The sequence below is a fragment of the Streptococcus suis genome, assembly GCA_022354845.1.
In the GTDB taxonomy this organism is placed as follows: Bacteria; Bacillota; Bacilli; order Lactobacillales; family Streptococcaceae; genus Streptococcus; species Streptococcus suis_AA.
Map to the genome: position 1 here is coordinate 723677 of CP031970.1, position 22409 is coordinate 746085.

Below are 22409 nucleotides of genomic sequence, written 5' to 3' on the forward strand. Positions count from 1 at the left end.
GAGACGCAGGCTGTACTAGAGTACGGCAAGGCGAAAGCGACGATGTATCAAAGTTAATTCAAATGACTATATTTTTGAAGAATTGACCAATTACTGATCGTCCAATGAAATTTCCAAGGACAAAACCGATTGTATTGAGCAGGATGTCACCAAGATCAAAGAAACCTAATGAGAAAGCGTACTGGCAGACTTCAATTATCAGAATTGCACCAATAAAAAGAGTTATTTTTTTCCATGAAAAGGGAACGAGCAATCCTAGGGGGAAAAATAATAAGAGGTTAAAGACTAAGACAGCTGGGTTGAGAAAAAGGTCTTGTGTGAAGGTGGAAAAGAGATTCCAGTTGAAACCTTGGACACCAATACTTTTGAAAAATAGGAGATAAATGAGGAGAAGTATATAGCTACAATAGAAAAAGTAGAGAGTTGGTCTAGAAATTTTTGGTTTATAGATTAATCGTAAAATGTTAAAGCAAAACGCTGTCATCAACAGGATTGCCGCAAGTGTCGGAATGACTTCATAGGTCATAAATATAGTCGAAAACTGGAAAAATAGAAAAGTCATAAAAATCCAGCGGCAGACTAAAAATGACAGGATGAGATTGATGCTATCGTATATTCTTTCTTTGTTCATTAAAAGTCTCCTTTCATCTTTATTATACAAATATTTTAGAGAGAAGTAAAGTGTGGCTCCAAAAAAAGTTTTCATTGACAATGTGCTATAATAGATTTTATGAATAATCGACCGACATCAGCCTACATTCACATTCCATTTTGCACTCAAATTTGTTACTATTGTGACTTTTCCAAGGTATTTATTAAAAACCAACCTGTCGATGAGTATTTGTCCGCCCTCATGGAAGAGGTCAAGTTTTACGACCTCCCAGCCCTTCGGACCCTATATATTGGTGGCGGAACACCTTCGGCTTTATCAGCAAATCAATTAGACTACCTCTTGACCAATCTTGAGAATTTGTTGGATTTATCTCAACTGGAGGAATTTACTATTGAGGCTAACCCTGGTGACCTGACAGCAGACAAAATTGAAGTTCTAAAAAAATCTAAGTGTAACCGTGTATCACTGGGGGTTCAAACCTTTGATGACCGTATGTTAAAAAAAATTGGTCGTAGTCATAATCAAGCGCAAATTTATGAAACCATTGCTTCACTAAAAGCAGCAGGTTTTCATAATATTTCCATAGATTTTATCTATGCGTTACCTGGTCAGACCATGGAGCAAGTCAAAGACAATGTTGCAAAGGCCTTAGAATTGGATATACCCCATATGAGTCTCTATAGCTTGATTTTGGAAAATCATACGGTCTTTATGAATCGCCAACGCCGTGGAAATCTTCATCTGCCCAATGAGGACGTAGAATCTGATATGTTTGATTACATCCTTCGGGAGTTAGAAAAAAATGGTTTTGAGCACTATGAGATTTCTAATTTTACCAAACCAGGATTTGAAAGTCGTCATAATCTCATGTACTGGGATAATGCAGAGTATTATGGATTAGGGGCAGGGGCTTCAGGCTATTTGGATGGCATGCGTTATCGTAACCGAGGCCCGATTCAGCACTATCTCAAATCAATTCGTGAGAAAGGTCATTCACGTTTACATGAGGAATTTCTCAGTAAAACGGAGCAGATGGAAGAAGAGATGTTTTTAGGCCTGAGAAAGAAAACGGGTGTCTCGATTGAACGATTTGAAGAAAAATTTGGTATCTCATTTGAAGAACGATATGGTCAGGTTGTTAGAGACTTAATAAATGAAGGTCTCTTACAGGAGGAGAACCATTGGCTTAGAATGACGAAAAAAGGATTATTTCTTGGCGATACAGTAGCTGAACGGTTTATTATTGAAGAGTTGTAGTGGGGGGAGCTAAATGGGATTAAAATACCAAGAAAATGTAACTATTCCATTTGATATGTGTGATGTGCAACATGAAATTAAATTACCAGCTTTTATTTCATATTGTCTGGGAGTGTCCGGACGTCAATCAGAGTCAGTTGGAAGAAGTGATGTATTTATTTTTGAAGAATTTGGATTAATCTGGGTAGTGACTGATTATGAGCTGAACATTCATCGCTTACCAACTTATAATGAGACCATCACCATTGTGACAGAAGCGATTGCCTATAATAAATTTTTCTGCCATCGGATGTTCTATATTTATGATGAAAATGGCAATCTTTTACTCGATATTCTCTGCTATTTTGTGTTGATTGATTTTGAAACTCGAAAGGTAGCTCCAGTTCCAGAAGTATTGATTGAGCCATTTCAATCTGAACAGGTCAAAAAATTACCACGGGCACCCAAATACCATGAACTGGATGCACCATTTGTTCAGGAGTTTTCGGTTCGTTATTTTGATTTGGATATGAATGGTCATGTCAACAATAGTAAGTACTTAGAATGGATGTGTGAATCGCTAGGATACGATTTTCTACTCTGCCATGTTCCTAAAAAAATTCAATTAAAATACATCAAGGAAGTAGCTCCTACAAGTCAAGTGAGTTCTCGATTGGTTACAACAGCATTACATAGCCAACATGAAATCGTTGTAGAGGGGCATATTCATGCACAAGCTACAATTGAATGGAGGAAAAGAGATGACGCAAGATAAGTGGTTGGACTGGGCTGTGCGTCTACAAGCCATCGCTCAAACAGGTTTAGCCTATGGGAAAGATGTTTATGATATTGAACGTTTTGAAGAAGTGCGGCAAATTGCGGCAGAAATGTTAGTGGAGCCTTCAGGGCAACCTTTGGAAGTAGTGAAAGAGCTATTTTGTAATGAATCTGGCTATCAGACACCGAAACTTGATACTCGCGCAGCCATTTTTCAGGATAACAAAATTTTGTTGGTTCAGGAAAATGATGGACTTTGGTCTTTGCCTGGCGGTTGGTGTGACGTAGATCAATCGGTTAAGGATAATGTGATTAAAGAAGTAAAAGAAGAAGCGGGACTCGAGGTTGAAGCAAAACGGGTTGTGGCGATTTTGGACAAACATAAGAATAATCCAGCCAAGTCTGCACACCGTGTAACAAAGGTATTTATTCTTTGCAAGGTTATTAGTGGGGAATTTCAACCAAATTTGGAAACAATCGGCTCAGCTTATTTTGAACTTAACGACTTGCCACAGCTATCTTTAGGGAAAAATACACCAGAACAAATAGCCCTTTGTTTTGAAGCTTGTCATGCCAAACATTGGGAAACACGATTTGATTAAGGAGGAAAAATGACGTACCAAGGATACTTGATTGATTTAGATGGGACAATTTATGAAGGGAAAAAGCGCATACCAGCTGGGGAACGATTTGTACATCGATTGCAGGAACGACAAATTCCCTATTTATTTGTGACCAATAATACCACCCGCAGACCTGAAACGGTGCAGGCCATGCTGGCTGAGCAATTCAATATTGTGACGCCACTCGAAACCATCTACACTGCAAGTCTTGCTACCATCGACTATATGAATGATTTTGGTAAAGACAAGACCGTTTATGTAATCGGTGAAGATGGGCTAAAATCAGCTATTTATGAGGCAGGTTACGTTGAGGATACAAATAATCCTGCCTATGTCGTTGTTGGGCTAGACACTGATTTGACTTATGAAAAACTCACGATTGCTACATTAGCGATCCAAAAAGGAGCAACCTTTATTGGCACCAATCCAGATTTGAATATTCCAACTGAGCGTGGGCATTTACCGGGAGCAGGTTCATTATTGGCGCTATTAGAAGCTGCAACTCGGATCAAACCAGCCATCATTGGAAAACCAAAATCCATCATTATGGATAAGGCCTTGGAGATACTGGGAACTGAAAAGAGTCAGACAATTATGGTTGGTGATAATTATTTAACAGATATTCGGGCAGGTATTGATAATGGTTTTTCAACACTTTTGGTACTTACTGGTTTTACGAAGCCAGAAGAAGTAGCTCATTTACCAATTGCGCCAACCCATGTGTTGAATAGTTTAGATGAATGGAGCTTTGATGAAAACTAAACTACAAGTATTCGGAACGGTTTTATTTGTGCTGTCGGGTGCAATCCTTGCTACCATTTATTTGGCATGGCTAGTGTTTCCTGTTGAAATTTCTTATCTAGGGCTGGAAAAAATCGTCTATATGAAATCGGCAGACATCTCATATAATTTCAATATTTTGATGAACTATTTAACCAATCCATTTCAGACAGTTTTAGACATGCCTAACTTTTCTTCCTCAGTTGATGGTCTCAAACATTTCGCTGATGTGAAAAAACTATTTCATTTAGCGCAAGGTGTGTTTGTTCTAAGTTTTCCCGCTTTTTTCTTGTTCATCAAACAGATTCTTTTAAAAGGCCATGGCTGGTTGGTTCAAAAAACCTTCTTGTGGATGATACTTGCACCGGTTGTCATCGGCTTAATGGGGCTTCTTATGGGATTTGACCAATTCTTTGTTCTTTTTCATACGGCCCTTTTTCCTGGTGATTCTACTTGGTTATTTGATCCAGTCAAGGATCCTGTCATTTATATTTTACCTGAGGAATTTTTCTTGCATTGCTTTATTTTATTTTTTGTTCTTTACGAAGTGTTCTTTTGGGCAATGCTTGCGTGGTCTCGAAAAAGCAATCGATTGACAAGTTGACCTAGGACAGATTTTTATGATTTAAAATCAAAAAAGATTGACAAACGGATGCATTCATAGTAAAATGATAAAGACTTTGAAATTGAGGGGAGTGAAAAAAATGTCAAAAACAGTAGTACGCAAGAACGAATCACTTGATGATGCTCTTCGTCGTTTCAAACGTGCGGTTACTAAAGCTGGTACTCTTCAAGAAACACGTAAACGTGAATTCTACGAAAAACCATCTGTAAAACGTAAACGTAAATCAGAAGCAGCTCGCAAGCGTAAAAAATTCTAATTGAATTTAAAACAGCTTTAGGGCTGTTTTTTATTTACATTTTACCTTATCTAACTTATAATAGGTATGTAGAATTGAGTCAAGTCATATTGTTCATGAAAAAAGGAGTTTTGCATGAGTATTTTAGTAACAGGTGGTGCTGGGTATATTGGTAGCCATACAGTTGTTGAATTGATAAAATTGGGCAAAGAGGTTGTCATTGTTGATAATCTTTCTAATTCAAGTATTCTGGTTTTGGATCGTATTGAGGAGATTACAGGAAAGAGACCGATTTTTTATGAATTGGATGTAGCTGATAAGGCGGCTCTCCGTTCGGTTTTTGAAAAAGAATCGATTGAAGCAGCAATCCATTTTGCAGGATACAAGGCTGTTGGTGAGTCTGTAGAAAAACCAGTAATGTATTATGAAAATAATATCATGTCAACGCTTGCTCTGGTAGAGGTGATGGCTGAATTTGGAGTTAAGAAAATGGTCTTTTCATCCAGTGCTACTGTATATGGATTGAACAATCCATCACCATTGGTGGAAAATATGCCAACAAGTGCGACTAACCCTTATGGTTATACAAAGGTGATGTTGGAACAGATTTTGCGCGATCTCGAAGTTTCTGATAAAGAATGGAGTGTTGCTCTTCTTCGTTATTTCAACCCAATTGGTGCTCATGAATCAGGATTGATTGGTGAAGATCCTGCTGGTATTCCAAACAACCTTATGCCATTTATTGCACAAGTAGCTGTTGGTAAACGGGCAGAGTTGAGTGTATTTGGGAATGACTATGATACTGTAGATGGTACAGGTGTTCGTGACTACATTCACGTAGTTGACTTAGCACTTGGGCACATTAAAGCACTTGAAAAGATTTCGGATACGACAGGTGTATATACTTATAATTTAGGTTCAGGACAAGGAACAAGTGTATTAGAACTCGTACAAGCTTTTGAAAAGGTAAATGGAGTTCCGGTACCTTATAAAATTGTTGATCGTCGTCCTGGGGATGTAGCAACTTGTTATGCAAATGCTGACAAGGCTCTGGCTGAACTCAATTGGAAAACCGAAAAAACAATTGAAGATATGTGCCGAGACACATGGAATTGGCAATCTAAAAATCCAAATGGTTACAAGGGTTAATGTTGATTTTTAAAAATATAAAGGTGTGCGCGTAGTGCTCACATCTTCTTTTTTGGGTAACAAAAAAAGACAGGTGATTCACCTGTCTCTCCAATCAAGAATTATTTTTTCAATAAATCACGGATTTCAGTAAGCAATTCTTCCTGAGTTGGTCCAGCAGGAGCTGGTTCTTCAACTTTTTTAGGGAAAGCTTTTTCAGCAGCTTTAACAATAAAGAAGAGGATAGTGCCAATGATGAGGAAGTTGATTACTGCGCTCAAGAAGTTACCATAAGTAACACCATTCCAGCTCAATTCTGAAATTTTATCTGCACCTGCAGCTTTTAAAGCTGGATTTAACAACAAAGGTGTGATTAAATCAGCTACGAATGAGTCAATGATGGATTTGAATGCAGCACCGAAGATAACTGCGATTGCAAGGTCAATAACATTGCCTTGGAACAAAAATGCTTTTAAATCTTTTAACATATCCTAAATATGTCCTTTCATAAATATTCTCACTTTCTATTATAACCGCTTTTATTTTTTTTTCAATTATAACGACTTGAAAGTTTTACTTTTCAAGAAATTTATTATACAATATAGAATGTTAAAATGTGCAGATTCCCTGAATTTTATGGAGGTAACCGATGTTAGCAAAAGAAAAAATAAATGAGCTTAAGCAATCGGTTAACATTGTAGATATTATTGGTGAATCGGTTGCGCTTACCAAAGCGGGGCGAAATTATTTAGGTTTGTGTCCTTTTCATGGGGAAAAAACACCTTCTTTTAACGTAGTTGAAGATAAGCAGTTTTATCATTGTTTCGGTTGCGGTAAATCAGGAGATGTTTTCAAATTTATTGAGGAGTTTCGTGGCGTTTCATTTGCTGATGCCGTGGCAATTATTGCTGAAAAAGCTGGTTTTCAAACCGAATTCATCCCCACTAATCAGCAGGCGGAATCAAGACAGCATCCCCATCAGGTTCTCTTTGATATACACAAGGATGCCGCAAAATTTTACCATGCCTTCTTAATGACGACGAAGATGGGTGAAGAGGCAAGGAGATACTTGCATCAACGTGGTTTGACTGATGAAGTGATTCAAACTTTTCAAATCGGTCTCTCACCACCTGAGCAAAATATCCTTTATCAAAAATTATCAGCAGAGTACAATGAGGCAAACTTACTACAGTCGGGCTTATTTAACCCAAGTGAAGGCGAAATGATCTACGATGCGTTTCAAGGGCGTATTATTTTTCCTTTGAGTGATGAATATGGTCGAGTTATCGCATTCTCGGGTCGTATTTGGACGAAAAAAGACCAAGAAAATAAGCAACTAGCCAAATATAAAAACTCTCGCAGCACGCCGATTTTTAATAAGAGCTATGAGCTGTATCATTTGGATCAGGCTAAGGCTACTATCAAAAAGCAACGGGAAGTGTATCTAATGGAAGGTTTCTTGGATGTCATTGCGGCGCATCGGGCTGGTATCGAAAATGCAGTTGCCTCCATGGGAACATCATTGACACAAGAGCATGTTGGTCACCTTTCTAAATTTTGTAAAAAAGTTGTCCTTACATACGATGGAGATAAAGCTGGCCAGGCTGCAACTATGAAAGCACTGGATGAATTGCAAAATTTTCAGATAGATATTGTGAAGCTTCCTGATAATATGGACCCGGATGAATTTTTACAGAAAAATTCTCCAGAGGCACTGCAACAGATATTGGAAAAATCAAGGATGAGTGATGTTGAGTTTTTAATTCAGTACCTCAAACCTGAAAATCCTGATAACTTGCAAATGCAAATTGAATTTGTTGATAAGATTGCACCGATTATTGCAAAAACACCATCCATTACTGCTCAAAATTCTTATATATACAAAGTGGCAGATTTATTGTCTGATTTTGACTACACACAAGTTGAGTTAGCGGTCAACAATGCACGACTGCAACAACGGCAGACAAGAGTTGGTAGAGGAAATGAGCAAGTTGTTCCAAGAAAGCTGCTTCCTGAACAACCTTTCCTTCGTACTACAAGTCTTATTCGGACAGAGAACCATTTATTATATAGGATGGTTGAACACGCTTATATTTTAAATGAATTTCGACTACGAGATGATTTTTATTTTGTTACACCAGAACTTCAAGTTATTTATGAAACATTGCGTGAACAGGGCGAAATTACAAGTTATGAATTGTCTCAAATGGATGCCTCGGTTCAACAAGCCTGGTATCGGATGCTGGAAGAACGTTTGCCAGAAGAAGTTGCTCAGGGTGAAATAGAAGAATTGGAGAATAAGCGAGATAAGGAGCTTTTAAAAAAAGAAAATCAATTAATTTCACGAAATATTCGTGAATACTCTCATATGGGAAATAGTGATGTTGCACTTAATGAGTTGCAACAGTTGCTGGATAAAAGAAAACTAATGGAGTAAGCATGACAAATAATAAAGATAAAAAAACTGAAGTAACAACCTTTGACGTCCAAGTTGCAGAATTTATTCGCAACCATAAGAAGCAAGGGTCTGCTGCCGACGATGAGATCAATGACCAATTAGTCATTCCCTTTACATTGGATGCGGATGGTATTGACGATTTGCTTCAGCGTATTCAAGATGCTGGAATTTCGATTGTTGATAAAGAAGGTAATCCATCGGCACGGGTATTACGAGTTGAAGAAGAACCAGAATTATCTGACGAAGAATTGCTAGGAAGTAATTCGGCAAAAGTAAATGATCCTGTTCGGATGTATTTGAAAGAGATTGGTGTTGTTCCACTTTTGACCAACGAAGAGGAACAGGAATTAGCCTTGGCAGTAGAAGCTGGTGATCCAGAAGCAAAACAACGTCTGGCAGAAGCTAACTTACGTTTAGTTGTTTCTATTGCGAAGCGATATGTTGGTCGTGGTATGCAGTTTCTTGATTTGATCCAAGAAGGAAATATGGGCTTGATGAAAGCCGTTGACAAATTTGATTACTCAAAAGGATTCAAATTTTCAACATATGCGACATGGTGGATCCGTCAGGCCATTACTCGTGCTATCGCAGATCAGGCTCGTACCATTCGTATTCCAGTACACATGGTGGAAACAATCAACAAATTGGTCCGTGAACAACGTAATCTTCTCCAAGAATTAGGTCAAGATCCGACTCCGGAACAAATTGCAGAACGTATGGACATGACACCTGAAAAAGTTCGTGAAATTCTTAAGATTGCACAAGAGCCTGTTTCACTTGAAACACCTATTGGTGAAGAGGATGATAGCCATTTAGGAGATTTTATTGAAGACGAAGTCATTGAAAATCCTGTTGACTACACCACACGTGTCGTACTACGTGAGCAACTAGATGAGGTATTGGATACTCTTACTGATCGTGAAGAAAACGTATTGCGTCTTCGTTTTGGTTTAGATGATGGTAAAATGCGCACGTTAGAAGATGTTGGTAAGGTCTTTAACGTAACCCGTGAACGCATCCGCCAAATTGAAGCCAAAGCCCTCCGCAAACTCCGCCACCCATCCCGCAGTAAACCACTCAGAGACTTTATTGAGGATTGAGAAAGCCTACGGATAGGCTTTCTCAACGTCCGCCTAGAAACATGAAAGCGGCCAAGGTTCGGGGAACCTTTTTAACCGCTCCCCTTGAAATTAGAAAGGGAGCGTAACCTCCGGGGAACCTTTTTAACCGCTCGCTGAAAACAGGAAACGAGCGAAGGTATGGGGGAGGTTTTGACACAAACTTCGTTTGTTTCATCTCCAACCTTTAACAGTCTCCCAGACTGTTGAAGCCTGCCGAGAAATCGGAAAGCAGGCAAGGTTCAGTGACTTGTTTTGACGGGAGTGGGAAAGAACTCAACCATTCATAGAAGGGTTTGTCAACAATTTTTCGTTTTAAGTTGTTTCACTCCTACCCCCGCACAGCTTCAACAGTCAGAGTAGTGACTGTTGGAGGTTTGAAATGGAGCGAACTTTGTTTGCAACAGTCATGATAGTCAGATTTGGAGTGTAAAAAACGAACAGATCTGCCAATCAACCACTGCGCTGAGATGTTGACACTAACTTTGAGAAGCGGTGCTGAGCTTTTTGCCCAGTCTCTTCATCTCCAGCCTTCAACAGTCCCCGGGACTGTTGAAGCTGACTTCCGTCAGTCCTATTCCCCGCTAACTATTTGATATAAAGAACGAATAACTTATTTTCCTATTATAGCCAAGTTTTGGAAAGATAATTAACAAGTAAAATTTCATAGCATTTTTAACATTAGAAAGAGAGTGATTGAAAAATGGCGTATACAGAAGATCAAATTAAAGATATCCAGGAGCGTATTTTTCAAGCTCTTGAAGATGTGATTGACCCTGAACTAGGGATAGATATTATCAATCTAGGACTAGTTTATGAAATTCGTTTTATTGATGGCAAAGCTGAAATTGATATGACTTTGACAACAATGGGCTGTCCCTTAGCCGATTTGATTACAGATCAAATACATGATGTTTTAAAAGATGTCCCAGAAGTGACTGAAGTGGATGTGAGACTTGTCTGGTCACCGGCTTGGACTGTTCAAAAAATGAGTCGTTATGCTCGTATTGCATTAGGAATTAAGTAATATAAATATGTGATGGTTTCGAACAATCGAAACCATTTTTTAAAGAATGTTTGTTGTTTTTGAATAAAATATTACAAATTCTACTTGTCAAAGGACCATTTCCGTGTTACAATAAACAGGCCTAGGAAAAGTAGCGATACCTATTCTAGCAAATATCAGACCTATATGGGACAGAACATTGTCATAACCAAAGCCTACGGACAGGCGGGTCGAATGCCGAAGCGTGGCGAAAGCCACATTATTGATTGAGTTAAAAGCTCAAATTTTATAAGTTGATTTTAGGATTTACCCTAATTCTTACATCAAATTTTAGTGTGGTGAAAGCACACGTCATCTTGTGAAACGGTCAATAAAGTACGTATATATTTGCACTGGAGAGTAGGAAACGGTAGGCACATAAACTCAAGAGAAGAATAAAAAACGTCAATAACGATTGTAGAGCAGGATTTTACCCTGCTCTTTTTACATGTTTAAAAAGGGCAAAGATAAGATGTTGTACTATAAGTAAAAGCAAAGGAGTTTTTCTACATGAAAAATCAACACCAGGCCCCTATTTATGAGGGATTGGTTAAATTAAGACGCAAACGGATAGTTCCTTTTGATGTTCCGGGTCATAAACGGGGACGCGGAAATGCAGAGCTTGTTGAGCTTCTAGGTGAAAAGTGTGTTAGCATTGATGTCAATTCCATGAAACCCTTAGATAATTTAGGGCATCCTGTTTCGATCATTCGTGAAGCAGAAGAATTGGCAGCAGAAGCTTTTGGGGCCAGTCATGCTTTTCTTATGGTTGGAGGAACTACGTCTTCTGTCCAGACTATGATTTTAGCAACATGTAAGGCAGGGGATAAAATTATCCTTCCTCGAAATGTTCATAAATCTGCCTTGAATGCCTTGGTTTTATGTGGGGCTATTCCTGTTTATGTTGATATGACCGTTCAGCCAAGGATTGGAATTGCTCTTGGACTGGAGAACGACGCTTTTGCACGGGCGATTGTTGAGCATCCAGATGCAGTTGCAGTTTTGATAAATAATCCAACTTATTATGGTATTTGTTCGGATGTTAAAACTCTCACTGAGATGGCCCATAAAGCTGGTATGAAAGTTCTAGTAGATGAGGCTCATGGGGCTCACTTGCATTTTTCTGATCAACTTCCTTTATCCGCTATGGATGCTGGTGCCGATATGGCCGCTGTTTCCATGCATAAATCAGGTGGTAGTTTGACACAGAGTTCCCTTTTGTTGGTAGGTTCTGAAATGAATGTTGAATATGTTCGTCAAATTATCAACTTAACTCAGTCTACCTCAGCATCTTACTTACTCTTGTCTAGCTTAGATATTTCAAGGAGAAATCTAGCTCTCCGTGGGAAAGAGTCTTTTGAAAAAGTCATTGAAATGGCTGAATATGCCCGTAGAGAAATCAATGCAATTGGTGGTTATTATGCCTATTCAAAAGAATTGATTGATGGACAGTCTGTGTATGATTTTGATGTGACGAAACTTTCTATTTACACACAAGGCATTGGCTTAACTGGTATCGAAGTCTACGATCTTCTGCGAGATGAATACGATATTCAGATTGAATTTGGTGATATTGGAAATATCTTGGCATATATTTCAATTGGTGACCGTTTGCAAGATATTGAGCGGTTGGTGGGTGCTTTAGCGGATATTAAGCGCTTGTATTCACGTGATGGTTCTGATTTAATTTCAGGGGAATACATCCAGCCTCAATTGGTCTTATCCCCTCAGCAAGCATTTTATGCAGAACGTGACAGTCTCTCGCTACAAAATGCTGTTGGACAGGTTTGTGGGGAATTTGTTATGTGCTACCCGCCTGGCATTCCGCTTTTGGCACCAGGTGAACGAGTGACCCAAGAAATTGTAGATTATATTATTTTTGCCAAGGAACGTGGCTGTTCTGTTCAAGGAACAGAGGATCCAGATGTTAATTTTATCAATGTAATTAAGGAGAAATAGGCATGGAAATGTGGTTTTCAGAAGTTCAAACACCTGATGTAAAATTGTCCATTCGCACCAGTCAACAACTTTATGCTGGAAAAAGCGAATACCAAGATATAGCTGTGTTGGACTCGCCAGCCTTTGGAAAAATATTAACCCTTAATGGTCGTGTTTTATTCTCGGACGCAGATGACTTTGTCTACAATGAGATGGCAGTACATGTACCAATGGCAGTTCATCCAAATCCTAAGAAAATCTTGATTTTAGGTGGTGGAGATGGAGGAGTTGCTCAAGTTCTCAGTATGTATCCTGAAATCGAACGCATTGACGTAGTAGAGCCAGATGAGTTGTTGGTTGAAGTGTGTCGTCAGTATTTCCCAGACTATGCATCAGGACTTGAAGATGAGCGTGTAGAGGTTTATTTGCAGGACAGCTTGCGGTTCTTGCGCAATTGTGAAAATGAATATGACATTATCATCAATGATGCGACAGATCCATTTGGACACACGGAAGGGTTGTTTACCAAGGAATTTTACGGTAATGCATACAGGGCTTTGAAGGAAGATGGCATTATGGTCTACCAACATGGTTCGCCATTTTATGATGAGGATGAGTCGGCTTTTCGTTCCATGCATCGCAAGGCTAGTCAATCATTTCCAATTAGTCGTGTCTATCAAGCCCATATTCCAACTTCAGCTGCAGGTTATTGGTTATTTGGATTTGCTTCTAAAAAATACCATCCAATTGAAGATTATGATAAGGAAAAATGGAAAGCGCGCGAGCTTTTTACAGAATATTATACAGCTAACCTTCATGTGGGAGCATTTCTCTTGCCCCGATATGTAGAAGACATTTTAGAAGAGGAGGAGAAAAGAAAATGAGTCGTTTATTAGTCATTGGTTGCGGTGGCGTAGCCCAGGTTGCCATCAGCAAGGTGTGTCAGGCAGAAGATACTTTCAAGGAGGTCATGATTGCCAGCCGTACCAAGTCCAAGTGTGATGATTTGAAGGCTGCCTTAGAAGGAAAAACTTCGGTAAAAATCGAAACTGCACAAGTGGATGCGGACAAGGTAGAAGAAGTGATTGCCTTGATTGAAAGCTACCAGCCAAAAGCCGTTTTAAACGTTGCCCTCCCATACCAAGATTTGACCATTATGGACGCTTGTTTGGCGACTGGTGTGGACTACATTGATACAGCCAATTATGAAAGTGAAGATACTGAAAATCCTGAATGGCGTGCTATTTACGAAAAACGTTGTGAAGAAGAAGGATTTACAGCCTACTTTGATTACTCATGGCAGTGGGATTATAAGGAGCGTTTTGAAAAAGCAGGGCTGACAGCGCTTTTGGGATCCGGGTTTGATCCAGGTGTGACCAGTGTATTTTCTGCTTACGCATTGAAACACTATTTCGATGAAATCCACTATATAGATATCTTAGATTGTAATGGGGGAGACCATGGTTATCCATTTGCGACCAACTTTAACCCTGAAATCAACTTGCGTGAGGTTTCAGCACCAGGTTCCTACTGGGAAAATGGCAAATGGGTGGAAGTTGAAGCCATGTCTATCAAGCGAGAATATGATTTCCCAGAAGTGGGTCAGAAAGACATGTATCTTCTCCACCATGAAGAAATTGAATCCCTAGCTAAAAACATTCCAGGTGTGAAGCGGATTCGCTTCTTTATGACTTTCGGTCAATCCTACTTGACTCATATGAAATGCTTGGAAAATGTTGGTCTCTTACGGACTGACCCAATCAACTTTAATGGACAAGAAGTAGTGCCTATCCAATTCCTCAAAGCCCTCTTGCCTGATCCAGCCAGCCTTGGTCCACGTACTGTTGGGAAAACCAACATCGGCTGTATTTTCACAGGGGTCAAAGACGGTGTGGAGAAGACCATCTACATCTACAACGTATGTGACCACCAAGAGTGCTATAAGGAAGTGGGTTCACAGGCTATTTCTTACACAACTGGTGTTCCTGCTATGATTGGAACCAAGCTTGTCATGGACGGAACTTGGAAAAAACCAGGTGTATACAACTTGGAAGAATTGGATCCAGATCCATTCATGGACTTGCTCAATCAATACGGATTGCCTTGGCAAGTGGTAGAAAATCCAGTTTTGGTGGACTAGATGAGAATTGATCAAGTCCCAACACCAGCTTATGTCATTGATGAAGCTAAGCTGGTCAACAATTTAGAAATTCTCAAGTCGGTCCAAGAGCGAACAGGCTGTAAGGTCCTTTTGGCCCAAAAAGCCTTCTCCATGTATGCCACCTATCCGCTCATCAGCCAATACCTAGCTGGAACAACTGCATCAGGCCTCTATGAAGCCAAGCTGGGTCGTGAGGAGTTTGGGGGCGAAGTCCATGTCTTTGCTCCAGCCTTCAAGGATGCGGATTTGGAGGAGATTTTGGAGATTGCGGACCATATCGTCTTTAACTCAGAGCGCCAACTCCGCAAGCACGTGGACAAATGCCGAGCAGTTGGAGTCAGTGTTGGCCTGCGTATTAATCCAGAGTGCTCCACCCAAGGTGACCATGCCCTCTATGATCCCTGCGCAGCAGGTTCTCGCTTCGGTGTTCGTATTGACCAGTTTTCAGAAGACCTGGTGGACTTGGTGGATGGTCTGCATTTCCATACACTCTGTGAGCAAAATTCGGATGATTTGAAAACGACCTTGGATGCTGTTGAGGCCAAATTCGGTCCTTATCTACACCGTATTAAATGGCTCAATATGGGCGGAGGCCATCATGTGACCAGAGAAGATTATGATCTGGACTTGCTGATTTCCTCTATCCAGCACATGCAGGAAACCTATGGATTAGAAGTCTACATTGAGCCTGGTGAAGCCATTGCCCTCAATGCGGGTTATTTGGTGACAGAAGTTTTAGATATCTTTGAAAATGGTATTGAAACGCTAGTGTTAGACGCATCAGCCACCTGCCATATGCCTGATGTCTTGGAAATGCCCTATCGCCCACCGCTTCGTCATGGCTTTGAGGCAGGTGAAAAGGCCTATACATACAGACTATCTTCCAATACCTGTCTGACGGGCGACATCATTGGCGATTATTCCTTTGAAAAACCTGTGGAGATTGGCGACAAGCTCTACTTTGAAGATATGGCTATTTATTCCTTTGTAAAAAACAATACCTTCAATGGCATTGGTCTGCCAAGTCTGGTCTTGATGGACAAGACTGGTGACTGCCGAATTGTTAAGAGTTTTGGATATGAAGATTTCAAAGGGAGGTTGTCATGATAGAAAGTCCAAAAGTGGCTGGCTACCGCATGCCTGCTGAGTATGAGCCTCATCATGGTACCCTCATGGTGTGGCCGACTCGCCCAGGATCCTGGCCCTTTGATGGTCAGGGGGCGAAAAAAGCCTTTAACCAGGTCATTAAAACCATTGCTGAAAGCGAGCAGGTCTATCTCTTGGTGGATGAGGCACACCGTGAGGAGGCTCAATCCATGTTGGGGGCTGACATCACCTACCTGGACATCCCCACCAACGATGCTTGGGCGCGTGACACAGGTCCGACGGTTTTGGTCCGTGAAAATGGCAGAGCCTTGTCTGTCGATTGGGCCTTTAACGCTTGGGGCGGAAACTATGATGGTCTTTATCAGGACTATGAGTCAGATGATCAGGTGGCTAGTCGATTTAGTCAAGCCATCGGTCTGCCAGTCTACGATGCCCACCCCTTTGTCCTAGAAGGCGGAGCCATCCATAGCGACGGTGAGGGAACCATCTTGGTGACAGAATCCTGTTTACTGAGCCCAGGCCGCAATCCTCATCTAACCAAGGACCAGATTGAGCAAGTGCTTCTAGATAGTCTAGGTGCTGAAAAGGTTCTCTGGCTTCCATACGGAATTTTCAATGATGAAACCAATGAACATGTGGACAATGTTGCGGCCTTTGTTGGTCCAGCTGAGATAGTTTTAGCCTGGACAGATGATGAGGCAGACCCCCAATATGCCATGTCCAAGGCTGATTTGGACTACTTGGAAGAGCAAGTAGATGCTAAGGGCAGAAAGTTTAGCGTACATAAACTGCCTATTCCAAAAGATCCTATTCTAGTAACAGAAGAGGATTTGCCAGGCTATGTCTATGAAGAAGGGGAAGAAGAACGGACTGCTGGCGAACGCTTGGCAGCTTCCTATGTGAATTTTTACGTCAGCAACGGTGCGGTATTAGTGCCCCAGTTTGATGATGAGCATGACGCTCATGCACTGCATCTCCTAGCGCAGCTTTTTCCAACCAGAAAAGTCGTCGGCATACCAGCCCGCGACATCCTGCTAGGAGGTGGAAATATTCACTGTATCACCCAGCAAATCCCACTTTATGGTGCTAAATGTCCCTGATACGACGTCGTTGAATTGCCCATCATGAATTTATGAAAAGGATCAAAAAAATGAGAAATGTTACTGTTGCTGCTGTTCAAATGCAATGCAGTCATATTTTAGCTGAAAATCTGGCGACTGCAGAGCGTTTGGTCAGACAGGCTGCTGGTCAGGGAGCGCAGATTATTCTCCTGCCTGAACTCTTTGAGCGTCCTTATTTTTGTCAAGAACGCCAATATGACTATTATAGCTACGCTAAATCTGTAGAGGAAAATGATGCTGTTCAGCAATTTATTCCCATTGCCAAAGAATTACAGGTGGTTATACCCATTTCTTTTTATGAAAAAGATGGAAATAGCCTCTATAATTCCATTGCGGTTATTGATGCGGATGGTAGTGTTTTGGGAGTTTACCGTAAGACTCATATTCCTGACGACCATTATTATCAGGAGAAGTTTTACTTCACACCGGGAAATACTGGGTTTAAGGTCTGGGAAACTCGCTATGCCAAGATTGGTATTGGTATCTGTTGGGACCAATGGTTTCCAGAAACTGCTCGCTGTTTGGCTCTAAATGGGGCAGAATTGCTTTTTTACCCAACAGCTATCGGCTCAGAGCCGATTTTGGATACAGATAGCCAAGGACATTGGCAACGGACCATGCAAGGGCATGCTGCGGCCAATATCATGCCAGTTATTGCAGCTAACCGTATTGGCTTGGAAGAAGTCCAGCCATCTGACGAAAATGGTGGACAGTCTTCTAGCTTATGTTTCTATGGTTCCTCTTTCTTGACTGATGAGACAGGAGAACTTTTAACAAAGGCGGGACGTGAGGAAGAAGTTGTCTTGCTTGCAATGTATGATTTGGATAAGGGAGCGCGCGAACGTTTGGATTGGGGACTATTTAGAGACCGCAGACCTCATATGTATCGACGTATTTCGGAATAAGAAGCAGAAAGAATTCTTCAAAACACTAAAAAAACTTGGTTGATTGAACCAAGTTTTTTATTTCATAAAATGATTTAGCCAGTAGCTACCGTAAATCCAAAAATAGCTGTATGCAATGATAGAAAATGGTCGACAGATTAGGATAATCGAAATGAACTTCCGATAGCTCATACTTGTCAGTCCAGAAATCATCACAACAATATCGGCTGGAGTGAAAGGGAATAACATACAGAAAACGAAGAATATTTCATAACCTCGCTTATTGTCAACTTTCTTTTCATGTTTATCGAACGTTTCTTCGTTCATAAATAAGAGACAGAATTTTTTACCATATCTCCGAGCGAGCCAGAATAAAATAATACTTCCAATATTTATTCCAATGTAATTTAGGATGAAACCCCACCAAAATTTAAAGACAAGGAAACCAACGACAGTTGTTACCCCGCCAGGAATGATAGGGAAAACAACTTGAATAATTTGTAATCCTATGAAAGTTAAGCTGCCATAGACACCTTGATTTTGTAATAAATTGGATAATGCATTCTGATCATTTAATATTCCGATTTTGTAAAGCCAAAAAAGGAATATAGCTGTGCCGATCAATACAAGCACACTTAGAACTTGTATAACTTTTTGAAAGAATTTATACATAATTTCATTCTACCATATTTCTTTTGTAATTAAATTTCAGGAACATAAATAAATATTCTTTGCAATTCATTCAAGAATCTGATATAATAACTCTCGTATCTAACCCACGGGGTTGTTACGGATTCGACAGGCATTATGAGGCTTGTTCTGCAACCCATCGGCAGATGTAAAAATGCCAGTTAAATATAACTGCAAAAAATACAAATTCTTACGCATTAGCAGCTTAATAACCTGCTAGCGTGACCATTCGCAAATTGCTTGTGTTTGTTTATTGGTCTTAATTTTACAAGCTACGTTGGAATTGAGTCAGGCTGTTCCAAAAGAGATTTACTGACTCGCTTGTACTCGGTTTGAGTTATGTATCAAGTCCAAGTTAAAGTAAGACATAACCTATGGTTGTAGACGAATAAGTTAGCAGATGTTTGGACGTGGGTTCGACTCCCACCAACTCCATATATGGAAGATTACTCAAGAGGCTCAAGAGGCCGTGTTGGAAACGCGGTAGGCGTGTAACAGCGTGCGTGGGTTCGAATCCCATGTCTTCCGTATTGCAAGAACGATTTAAAATCGTTCTTTTTTATTTTTCAAACGAGTCTTTCCATCAATGACGTTCATTTTAAGGCACATACAACTTGATTTTTAAGGAAAATGTTGTATGATAAGTGACAATATACTCATGAAAGAGATGTAAATACTATTGAATGTTCAGAAATTAGCCAAAACCGAGTTGCATTGTCATCTAGATGGTTCATTGTCGCTTTCACTTATTCGAAAACTTGCTCAATTAGCTAATCTCTCTCTCCCAGAAGAAGATAGTGATTTACGTCAGTTAGTCAGTGTTGATGGCAAGGTGGATAGTTTGATGACCTATTTGAAAAAGTTTGATTATACTCGTCCACTGTTACAAAGTTTTGAGGCTCTCGAATTATCTGCGTACGATGTTGTGCAACAAGCTGCAATGGATAATATTTTGTATATTGAAATTCGTTTTGCACCCGAGTTATCAACTGATGGAGGTCTCACTGTCTTAGAGGCCGTAGAAGCAGTTTTGGCAGGATTAGAGCGCGCTCAGAAAGATTTTCATATAATGGCTAAATTATTGGTCTGTGGATTAAAACAAACCAATCCAAGTCAGACTAAAGAAATCTTTTCAGCCATTGCAGATTTGGCTCTTAAAGGCTTAGCTGGTTTTGATTTTGCAGGAAATGAGGCTGAATATCCAACGGAGGATTTAGAAGAGCTCATCCAATTTACACAATCCTTGGGCTACCCTATCACATTTCATGCTGGTGAATGTGGCTGTGTGACCAATGTTGCTCATGCTCTGGCACTTGGTATTAAGAGGATTGGACACGGAACCGCCCTCTATAAGAACCCGGAGGTTATTCAGGGACTTATTCATAGTGGAGCAACGGTCGAAATGTGTCTAACATCAAACCTCCAAACTGGAGCTGCCTCATCACTAGCAAGCTTTCCTTATTCTCAACTGATAGAGGCGGGAGCAAAAATCACAATCAATACCGATAATCGAACCGTTTCAAATACAAACTTAAATAAAGAGTACCAACTGTTTGTCGAACATTTCGGTACAACTAAAGAAGATTTTTATCAATTTAATCGTCACGCCATTCATGCAAGTTTTGCTAGCGAGAAAGAAAAGGAAAAATTGTTACGCATTCTTTCGCTAGCCTACCAACAATTACCTGTAAAAAGAAAGCTCTAGACCACGTCCGAGTGACATGGGAAGAGCTTTTTATTATTGTAGGTTCAACTTCTTGGTCATGATATAATGGGTACCAAAGTAATACCCAAAGGCCAAAACAATATTTAATAATACAAAGAACGGATTTGGATATAAAGAGCTAATGGTATCTGCATATACATCTCCTTGGTTAATATAATTGAACATACTGATTGAGCCTGACAAAACACTGATACCGATGTAAGTTAAAATGGCAAATAGTAATCGATGATCTCGAAATAGTTGACCAACTGAAATAGAGAAGTAGATAAGTAGGATTCCCCTTATACTCTCAATCAATGTACTAAGAGCATATGCGATGAATACACCGATATCAACTTGCTGAAACACGTATTGCAGTTCAGGAATTAATAATTCATTCGTTGACATAAGTACGAAACTGATTACTATTCCAATAGCTAGGAGAGCAGTTATTCCTGCCAAGAAGTACCATACTAAAGAGGCGACTAGTTTACTAAGGATCAGTTGGTGACTATTGACTGGAAGGGTCATGGTTAAGTATCCTTGTCTTCCGTAAATATTGCTTCTAAAACGGTTGATGACCAGAACGAAAGTTGATAGAAAGAGTGCTGCAATTAGAATACCGAATACCATTGATGAAGTGCCGAAAAGGAACATTTCTGCGTTTGCAGTACTCACAGCAGATGTAGTTGATTTTAATACCAAAGCCTGTATCCAAAAACCTAATACGACTGAAAGAATAATGACTCCCAAGTAGATTCCTAAATACCATTTTCCAACGGATTTGAATTCATATTTTAATAGTTTTTTAAACATTACAATCCCCTTACATGTTCTGCTTTAAAATCTTGACGGAAGAGTGAATCAATAGATTCTCCTGTTTCAATTCTCAAATCATCTACGTTCCCTTGTCGGATAACACTACCGTACTGTAGGAAAATGACTTCATCTAATATTTGTTCAACATCAGCAATTAAATGAGTAGAGATGATAACGGAAGCCATTGGAGAATAATTATTGATAATCGTACGTAAAATATAATCACGTGCTGCAGGATCAACTCCGCCAATTGGTTCATCTAATACATACAATTGCGCTTGTCGACTCATAACTAATATCAATTGAACTTTTTCTTTGTTCCCTTTTGAGAGATGTTTCATTCGACTATTCAAATCAATTTGCAACTCCGTTAAGAGGGTGCAGGCACGTTCTATATCAAAATCTTTGTAAAAATCTGCAAAAAAATGTACAGCTTCAATTACTTTCATTTGTTCGTCCAAATAGGTTGTATCTGGAAGATAGGAAACGATAGCTTTTGTTTCTGGTGAGGGGGTAAGCCCATTAATGAGAACTTGACCATACTCAGGTTGAAGTAAGCCGTTGATAATCTTAATCATAGTTGTTTTTCCTGAACCATTTGGACCTAACAAGCCAATTATTTTTCCAGCTGGTAATTTCAAGTTAACATTGTTCAGTGCGACAGCACCTCCATATGACTTGGAAACTTGTTGTAACTCGACCAGTGTAAACGCATTATTCATAAGAAACTCCCTTCAAGAAATCATCTAGTTGTTTAACTAATTCGTCTTGCTTGAAACCTAAATCAAGCATATTTGTAACAAAATTATCTAATTCATTCTGTGCTAATTGGAGACGAGTTCGTCGGATTAGTTCTTCGTTATCTGTCACATATCTGCCAGTGGTTCTAACGGAGTAAACGAATCCCTCTATTTCTAGGTCAGACAAGGCCCGTTGGACTGTGTTCGGGTTTACACCAGCAGTCTCAGCTAAATCTCGGACAGTAGGAAGTTTGTCTCCTGATTTTAATTGGTTTGTTACTATTTGCAATTTTATGGTATTACTTATCTGGATGTATATTGGGATGTTATTATCAAATTTCCAAGCCATGATTTGTGCCTTTCTATAGGTTAGGTTGTGTTTGTATTTTTGTTCTATATACATAATACAATAAAAATTCTTGGACTGCAAGAGAAATGTTACATCAAGATGTATTTTTGACAAAAAATATGAGGTTAGAATGATTTTTGAATTGAAAATCAGGTGAAGATAGGTTGTAAAACTTGAACTCTGAATTTTGGAATTACCGAACCACGCAATGCGTGCTATCGATATTTTTGGTATAATGTATATAATAATAAAAGGAG

General features: G+C 39.7%; 24 protein-coding genes, 1 tRNA gene and 1 other RNA gene. 19 read left to right on the forward strand and 7 right to left on the reverse strand.

Annotation, left to right across the window (positions count from 1 at the left end):
* Nucleotides 1–58: 58 nt before the first annotated feature.
* Nucleotides 59–631: a teicoplanin resistance protein VanZ gene (locus D2A30_03835; GenBank protein ULL20788.1), complete on the reverse strand. Its 573-nt coding sequence runs from the start codon at nt 629–631 to the stop codon at nt 59–61.
* A 99-nt stretch (nt 632–730) separates the two neighbouring features.
* On the opposite strand from D2A30_03835, the gene D2A30_03840 reads away from it, so the two are divergent.
* The 7 genes from D2A30_03840 (at nt 731) to galE (ending at nt 6038) form a co-directional block, all read left to right on the forward strand.
* On the forward strand, nt 731–1870 hold the full coding sequence (locus tag D2A30_03840) for an oxygen-independent coproporphyrinogen III oxidase (protein ID ULL20789.1): 1140 nt from the start codon (nt 731–733) through the stop codon (nt 1868–1870).
* A gap of 13 nt (nt 1871–1883) precedes the next feature.
* Nucleotides 1884–2624, forward strand: coding sequence for an acyl-[acyl-carrier-protein] thioesterase (locus tag D2A30_03845; protein ULL20790.1), 741 nt, complete (start codon nt 1884–1886; stop codon nt 2622–2624).
* Complete coding sequence (locus D2A30_03850; protein ID ULL20791.1) at nt 2611–3228, forward strand: NUDIX domain-containing protein; 618 nt, start codon at nt 2611–2613, stop codon at nt 3226–3228. The genes D2A30_03845 and D2A30_03850 overlap by 14 nt, the downstream gene beginning before the upstream one ends.
* Nucleotides 3229–3237: 9 nt before the next feature.
* Entirely contained in the window at nt 3238–4011 is a 774-nt protein-coding gene (locus tag D2A30_03855; GenBank protein ULL20792.1) for a TIGR01457 family HAD-type hydrolase, read from the forward strand.
* Nucleotides 4001–4633 (forward strand): TIGR01906 family membrane protein, encoded by a 633-nt coding sequence (locus D2A30_03860; protein ULL20793.1) that lies wholly within the window; start codon nt 4001–4003, stop codon nt 4631–4633. The genes D2A30_03855 and D2A30_03860 overlap by 11 nt, the downstream gene beginning before the upstream one ends.
* 100 nt (nt 4634–4733) lie before the next feature.
* Nucleotides 4734–4910 (forward strand): 30S ribosomal protein S21, encoded by a 177-nt coding sequence (locus D2A30_03865; GenBank protein ULL20794.1) that lies wholly within the window; start codon nt 4734–4736, stop codon nt 4908–4910.
* 114 nt (nt 4911–5024) lie between these two features.
* Nucleotides 5025–6038 (forward strand): UDP-glucose 4-epimerase GalE, encoded by a 1014-nt coding sequence (gene galE / locus D2A30_03870; protein ULL20795.1) that lies wholly within the window; start codon nt 5025–5027, stop codon nt 6036–6038.
* Between the two features lie 101 nt (nt 6039–6139).
* On the opposite strand, the gene mscL is transcribed toward galE, so the two are convergent.
* Nucleotides 6140–6505, reverse strand: coding sequence for a large conductance mechanosensitive channel protein MscL (gene mscL, locus D2A30_03875; GenBank protein ULL20796.1), 366 nt, complete (start codon nt 6503–6505; stop codon nt 6140–6142).
* 161 nt (nt 6506–6666) lie between these two features.
* On the opposite strand from mscL, the gene D2A30_03880 reads away from it, so the two are divergent.
* On the forward strand, nt 6667–8454 hold the full coding sequence (locus tag D2A30_03880) for a DNA primase (protein ULL20797.1): 1788 nt from the start codon (nt 6667–6669) through the stop codon (nt 8452–8454).
* A 2-nt stretch (nt 8455–8456) separates the two neighbouring features.
* A complete protein-coding gene (rpoD, locus tag D2A30_03885) occupies nt 8457–9575 on the forward strand; it encodes an RNA polymerase sigma factor RpoD (GenBank protein ULL20798.1) in 1119 nt (372 codons plus the stop codon).
* Between the two features lie 372 nt (nt 9576–9947).
* Here rpoD and D2A30_03890 read toward each other — a convergent pair whose 3' ends face one another.
* Entirely contained in the window at nt 9948–10046 is a 99-nt protein-coding gene (locus D2A30_03890; GenBank protein ID ULL20799.1) for a hypothetical protein, read from the reverse strand.
* Between the two features lie 250 nt (nt 10047–10296).
* On the opposite strand from D2A30_03890, the gene D2A30_03895 reads away from it, so the two are divergent.
* The 7 genes from D2A30_03895 (at nt 10297) to aguB (ending at nt 17870) form a co-directional block, all read left to right on the forward strand.
* Nucleotides 10297–10620 carry a metal-sulfur cluster assembly factor gene (locus D2A30_03895; protein ULL20800.1) on the forward strand — a complete coding sequence of 108 codons (324 nt, stop codon included), beginning with the start codon at nt 10297–10299 and terminating at the stop codon, nt 10618–10620.
* A 528-nt stretch (nt 10621–11148) separates the two neighbouring features.
* Entirely contained in the window at nt 11149–12597 is a 1449-nt protein-coding gene (locus tag D2A30_03900) for an aminotransferase class I/II-fold pyridoxal phosphate-dependent enzyme (GenBank protein ULL20801.1), read from the forward strand.
* Between the two features lie 2 nt (nt 12598–12599).
* A complete protein-coding gene (locus D2A30_03905) occupies nt 12600–13460 on the forward strand; it encodes a polyamine aminopropyltransferase (protein ID ULL20802.1) in 861 nt (286 codons plus the stop codon).
* The gene (locus D2A30_03910; GenBank protein ID ULL20803.1) at nt 13457–14716 is read left to right on the forward strand and encodes a saccharopine dehydrogenase family protein; all 1260 of its coding nucleotides are present in this window, start codon (nt 13457–13459) and stop codon (nt 14714–14716) included. Before D2A30_03905 ends, D2A30_03910 begins: the two co-directional genes overlap by 4 nt.
* Nucleotides 14717–15844, forward strand: a complete 1128-nt coding sequence (nspC, locus tag D2A30_03915; GenBank protein ID ULL20804.1) for a carboxynorspermidine decarboxylase — start codon at nt 14717–14719, stop codon at nt 15842–15844.
* A complete protein-coding gene (gene aguA / locus D2A30_03920; GenBank protein ID ULL20805.1) occupies nt 15841–16944 on the forward strand; it encodes an agmatine deiminase in 1104 nt (367 codons plus the stop codon). The genes nspC and aguA overlap by 4 nt, the downstream gene beginning before the upstream one ends.
* Before the next feature lie 50 nt (nt 16945–16994).
* Entirely contained in the window at nt 16995–17870 is an 876-nt protein-coding gene (gene aguB / locus D2A30_03925; protein ID ULL20806.1) for an N-carbamoylputrescine amidase, read from the forward strand.
* Nucleotides 17871–17927: 57 nt separating this feature from the next.
* Here the strand turns inward: aguB and D2A30_03930 are convergent, their stop codons facing one another.
* The gene (locus tag D2A30_03930; GenBank protein ULL20807.1) at nt 17928–18521 is read right to left on the reverse strand and encodes a TVP38/TMEM64 family protein; all 594 of its coding nucleotides are present in this window, start codon (nt 18519–18521) and stop codon (nt 17928–17930) included.
* A 108-nt stretch (nt 18522–18629) separates the two neighbouring features.
* Here D2A30_03930 and ssrA point away from each other — a divergent pair.
* From ssrA to D2A30_03945, 3 genes are all read left to right on the forward strand, one after another.
* Nucleotides 18630–18977, forward strand: a transfer-messenger RNA (tmRNA) gene (gene ssrA, locus D2A30_03935).
* Nucleotides 18978–18979: 2 nt separating this feature from the next.
* A tRNA-Ser gene (locus D2A30_03940) sits at nt 18980–19067 on the forward strand.
* 145 nt (nt 19068–19212) lie between these two features.
* Nucleotides 19213–20244 (forward strand): adenosine deaminase, encoded by a 1032-nt coding sequence (locus D2A30_03945; GenBank protein ULL20808.1) that lies wholly within the window; start codon nt 19213–19215, stop codon nt 20242–20244.
* A gap of 33 nt (nt 20245–20277) precedes the next feature.
* Here the strand turns inward: D2A30_03945 and D2A30_03950 are convergent, their stop codons facing one another.
* From D2A30_03950 to D2A30_03960, 3 genes are read right to left on the reverse strand one after another with little or no spacing between them, the layout of a single operon-like run.
* A complete protein-coding gene (locus D2A30_03950; GenBank protein ID ULL20809.1) occupies nt 20278–21060 on the reverse strand; it encodes an ABC transporter permease in 783 nt (260 codons plus the stop codon).
* Nucleotides 21060–21785, reverse strand: coding sequence for an ABC transporter ATP-binding protein (locus D2A30_03955; GenBank protein ULL20810.1), 726 nt, complete (start codon nt 21783–21785; stop codon nt 21060–21062). Before D2A30_03955 ends, D2A30_03950 begins: the two co-directional genes overlap by 1 nt.
* Nucleotides 21778–22152 carry a GntR family transcriptional regulator gene (locus D2A30_03960; GenBank protein ULL20811.1) on the reverse strand — a complete coding sequence of 125 codons (375 nt, stop codon included), beginning with the start codon at nt 22150–22152 and terminating at the stop codon, nt 21778–21780. Before D2A30_03960 ends, D2A30_03955 begins: the two co-directional genes overlap by 8 nt.
* Nucleotides 22153–22409 lie beyond the last annotated feature (257 nt).

Excerpts from the sequence above, each read along its gene's own strand:
- D2A30_03910 (ULL20803.1), top strand. The coding sequence starts at position 13,457 with ATGAGTCGTTTATTAGTCATTGGTTGCGGTGGCGTAGCCCAGGTTGCC.
- D2A30_03845 (ULL20790.1), top strand. The coding sequence starts at position 1,884 with ATGGGATTAAAATACCAAGAAAATGTAACTATTCCATTTGATATGTGT.
- rpoD (ULL20798.1), top strand. The coding sequence starts at position 8,457 with ATGACAAATAATAAAGATAAAAAAACTGAAGTAACAACCTTTGACGTC.
- D2A30_03860 (ULL20793.1), top strand. The coding sequence starts at position 4,001 with ATGAAAACTAAACTACAAGTATTCGGAACGGTTTTATTTGTGCTGTCG.
- nspC (ULL20804.1), top strand. The coding sequence starts at position 14,717 with ATGAGAATTGATCAAGTCCCAACACCAGCTTATGTCATTGATGAAGCT.
- D2A30_03905 (ULL20802.1), top strand. The coding sequence starts at position 12,600 with ATGGAAATGTGGTTTTCAGAAGTTCAAACACCTGATGTAAAATTGTCC.
- aguA (ULL20805.1), top strand. The coding sequence starts at position 15,841 with ATGATAGAAAGTCCAAAAGTGGCTGGCTACCGCATGCCTGCTGAGTAT.
- D2A30_03835 (ULL20788.1), bottom strand. The coding sequence starts at position 631 with ATGAACAAAGAAAGAATATACGATAGCATCAATCTCATCCTGTCATTT.
- mscL (ULL20796.1), bottom strand. The coding sequence starts at position 6,505 with ATGTTAAAAGATTTAAAAGCATTTTTGTTCCAAGGCAATGTTATTGAC.
- D2A30_03900 (ULL20801.1), top strand. The coding sequence starts at position 11,149 with ATGAAAAATCAACACCAGGCCCCTATTTATGAGGGATTGGTTAAATTA.
- D2A30_03840 (ULL20789.1), top strand. The coding sequence starts at position 731 with ATGAATAATCGACCGACATCAGCCTACATTCACATTCCATTTTGCACT.
- D2A30_03855 (ULL20792.1), top strand. The coding sequence starts at position 3,238 with ATGACGTACCAAGGATACTTGATTGATTTAGATGGGACAATTTATGAA.
- D2A30_03960 (ULL20811.1), bottom strand. The coding sequence starts at position 22,152 with ATGGCTTGGAAATTTGATAATAACATCCCAATATACATCCAGATAAGT.
- aguB (ULL20806.1), top strand. The coding sequence starts at position 16,995 with ATGAGAAATGTTACTGTTGCTGCTGTTCAAATGCAATGCAGTCATATT.
- D2A30_03950 (ULL20809.1), bottom strand. The coding sequence starts at position 21,060 with ATGTTTAAAAAACTATTAAAATATGAATTCAAATCCGTTGGAAAATGG.
- D2A30_03850 (ULL20791.1), top strand. The coding sequence starts at position 2,611 with ATGACGCAAGATAAGTGGTTGGACTGGGCTGTGCGTCTACAAGCCATC.
- D2A30_03930 (ULL20807.1), bottom strand. The coding sequence starts at position 18,521 with ATGTATAAATTCTTTCAAAAAGTTATACAAGTTCTAAGTGTGCTTGTA.
- D2A30_03955 (ULL20810.1), bottom strand. The coding sequence starts at position 21,785 with ATGAATAATGCGTTTACACTGGTCGAGTTACAACAAGTTTCCAAGTCA.
- galE (ULL20795.1), top strand. The coding sequence starts at position 5,025 with ATGAGTATTTTAGTAACAGGTGGTGCTGGGTATATTGGTAGCCATACA.
- D2A30_03880 (ULL20797.1), top strand. The coding sequence starts at position 6,667 with ATGTTAGCAAAAGAAAAAATAAATGAGCTTAAGCAATCGGTTAACATT.
- D2A30_03895 (ULL20800.1), top strand. The coding sequence starts at position 10,297 with ATGGCGTATACAGAAGATCAAATTAAAGATATCCAGGAGCGTATTTTT.
- D2A30_03865 (ULL20794.1), top strand. The coding sequence starts at position 4,734 with ATGTCAAAAACAGTAGTACGCAAGAACGAATCACTTGATGATGCTCTT.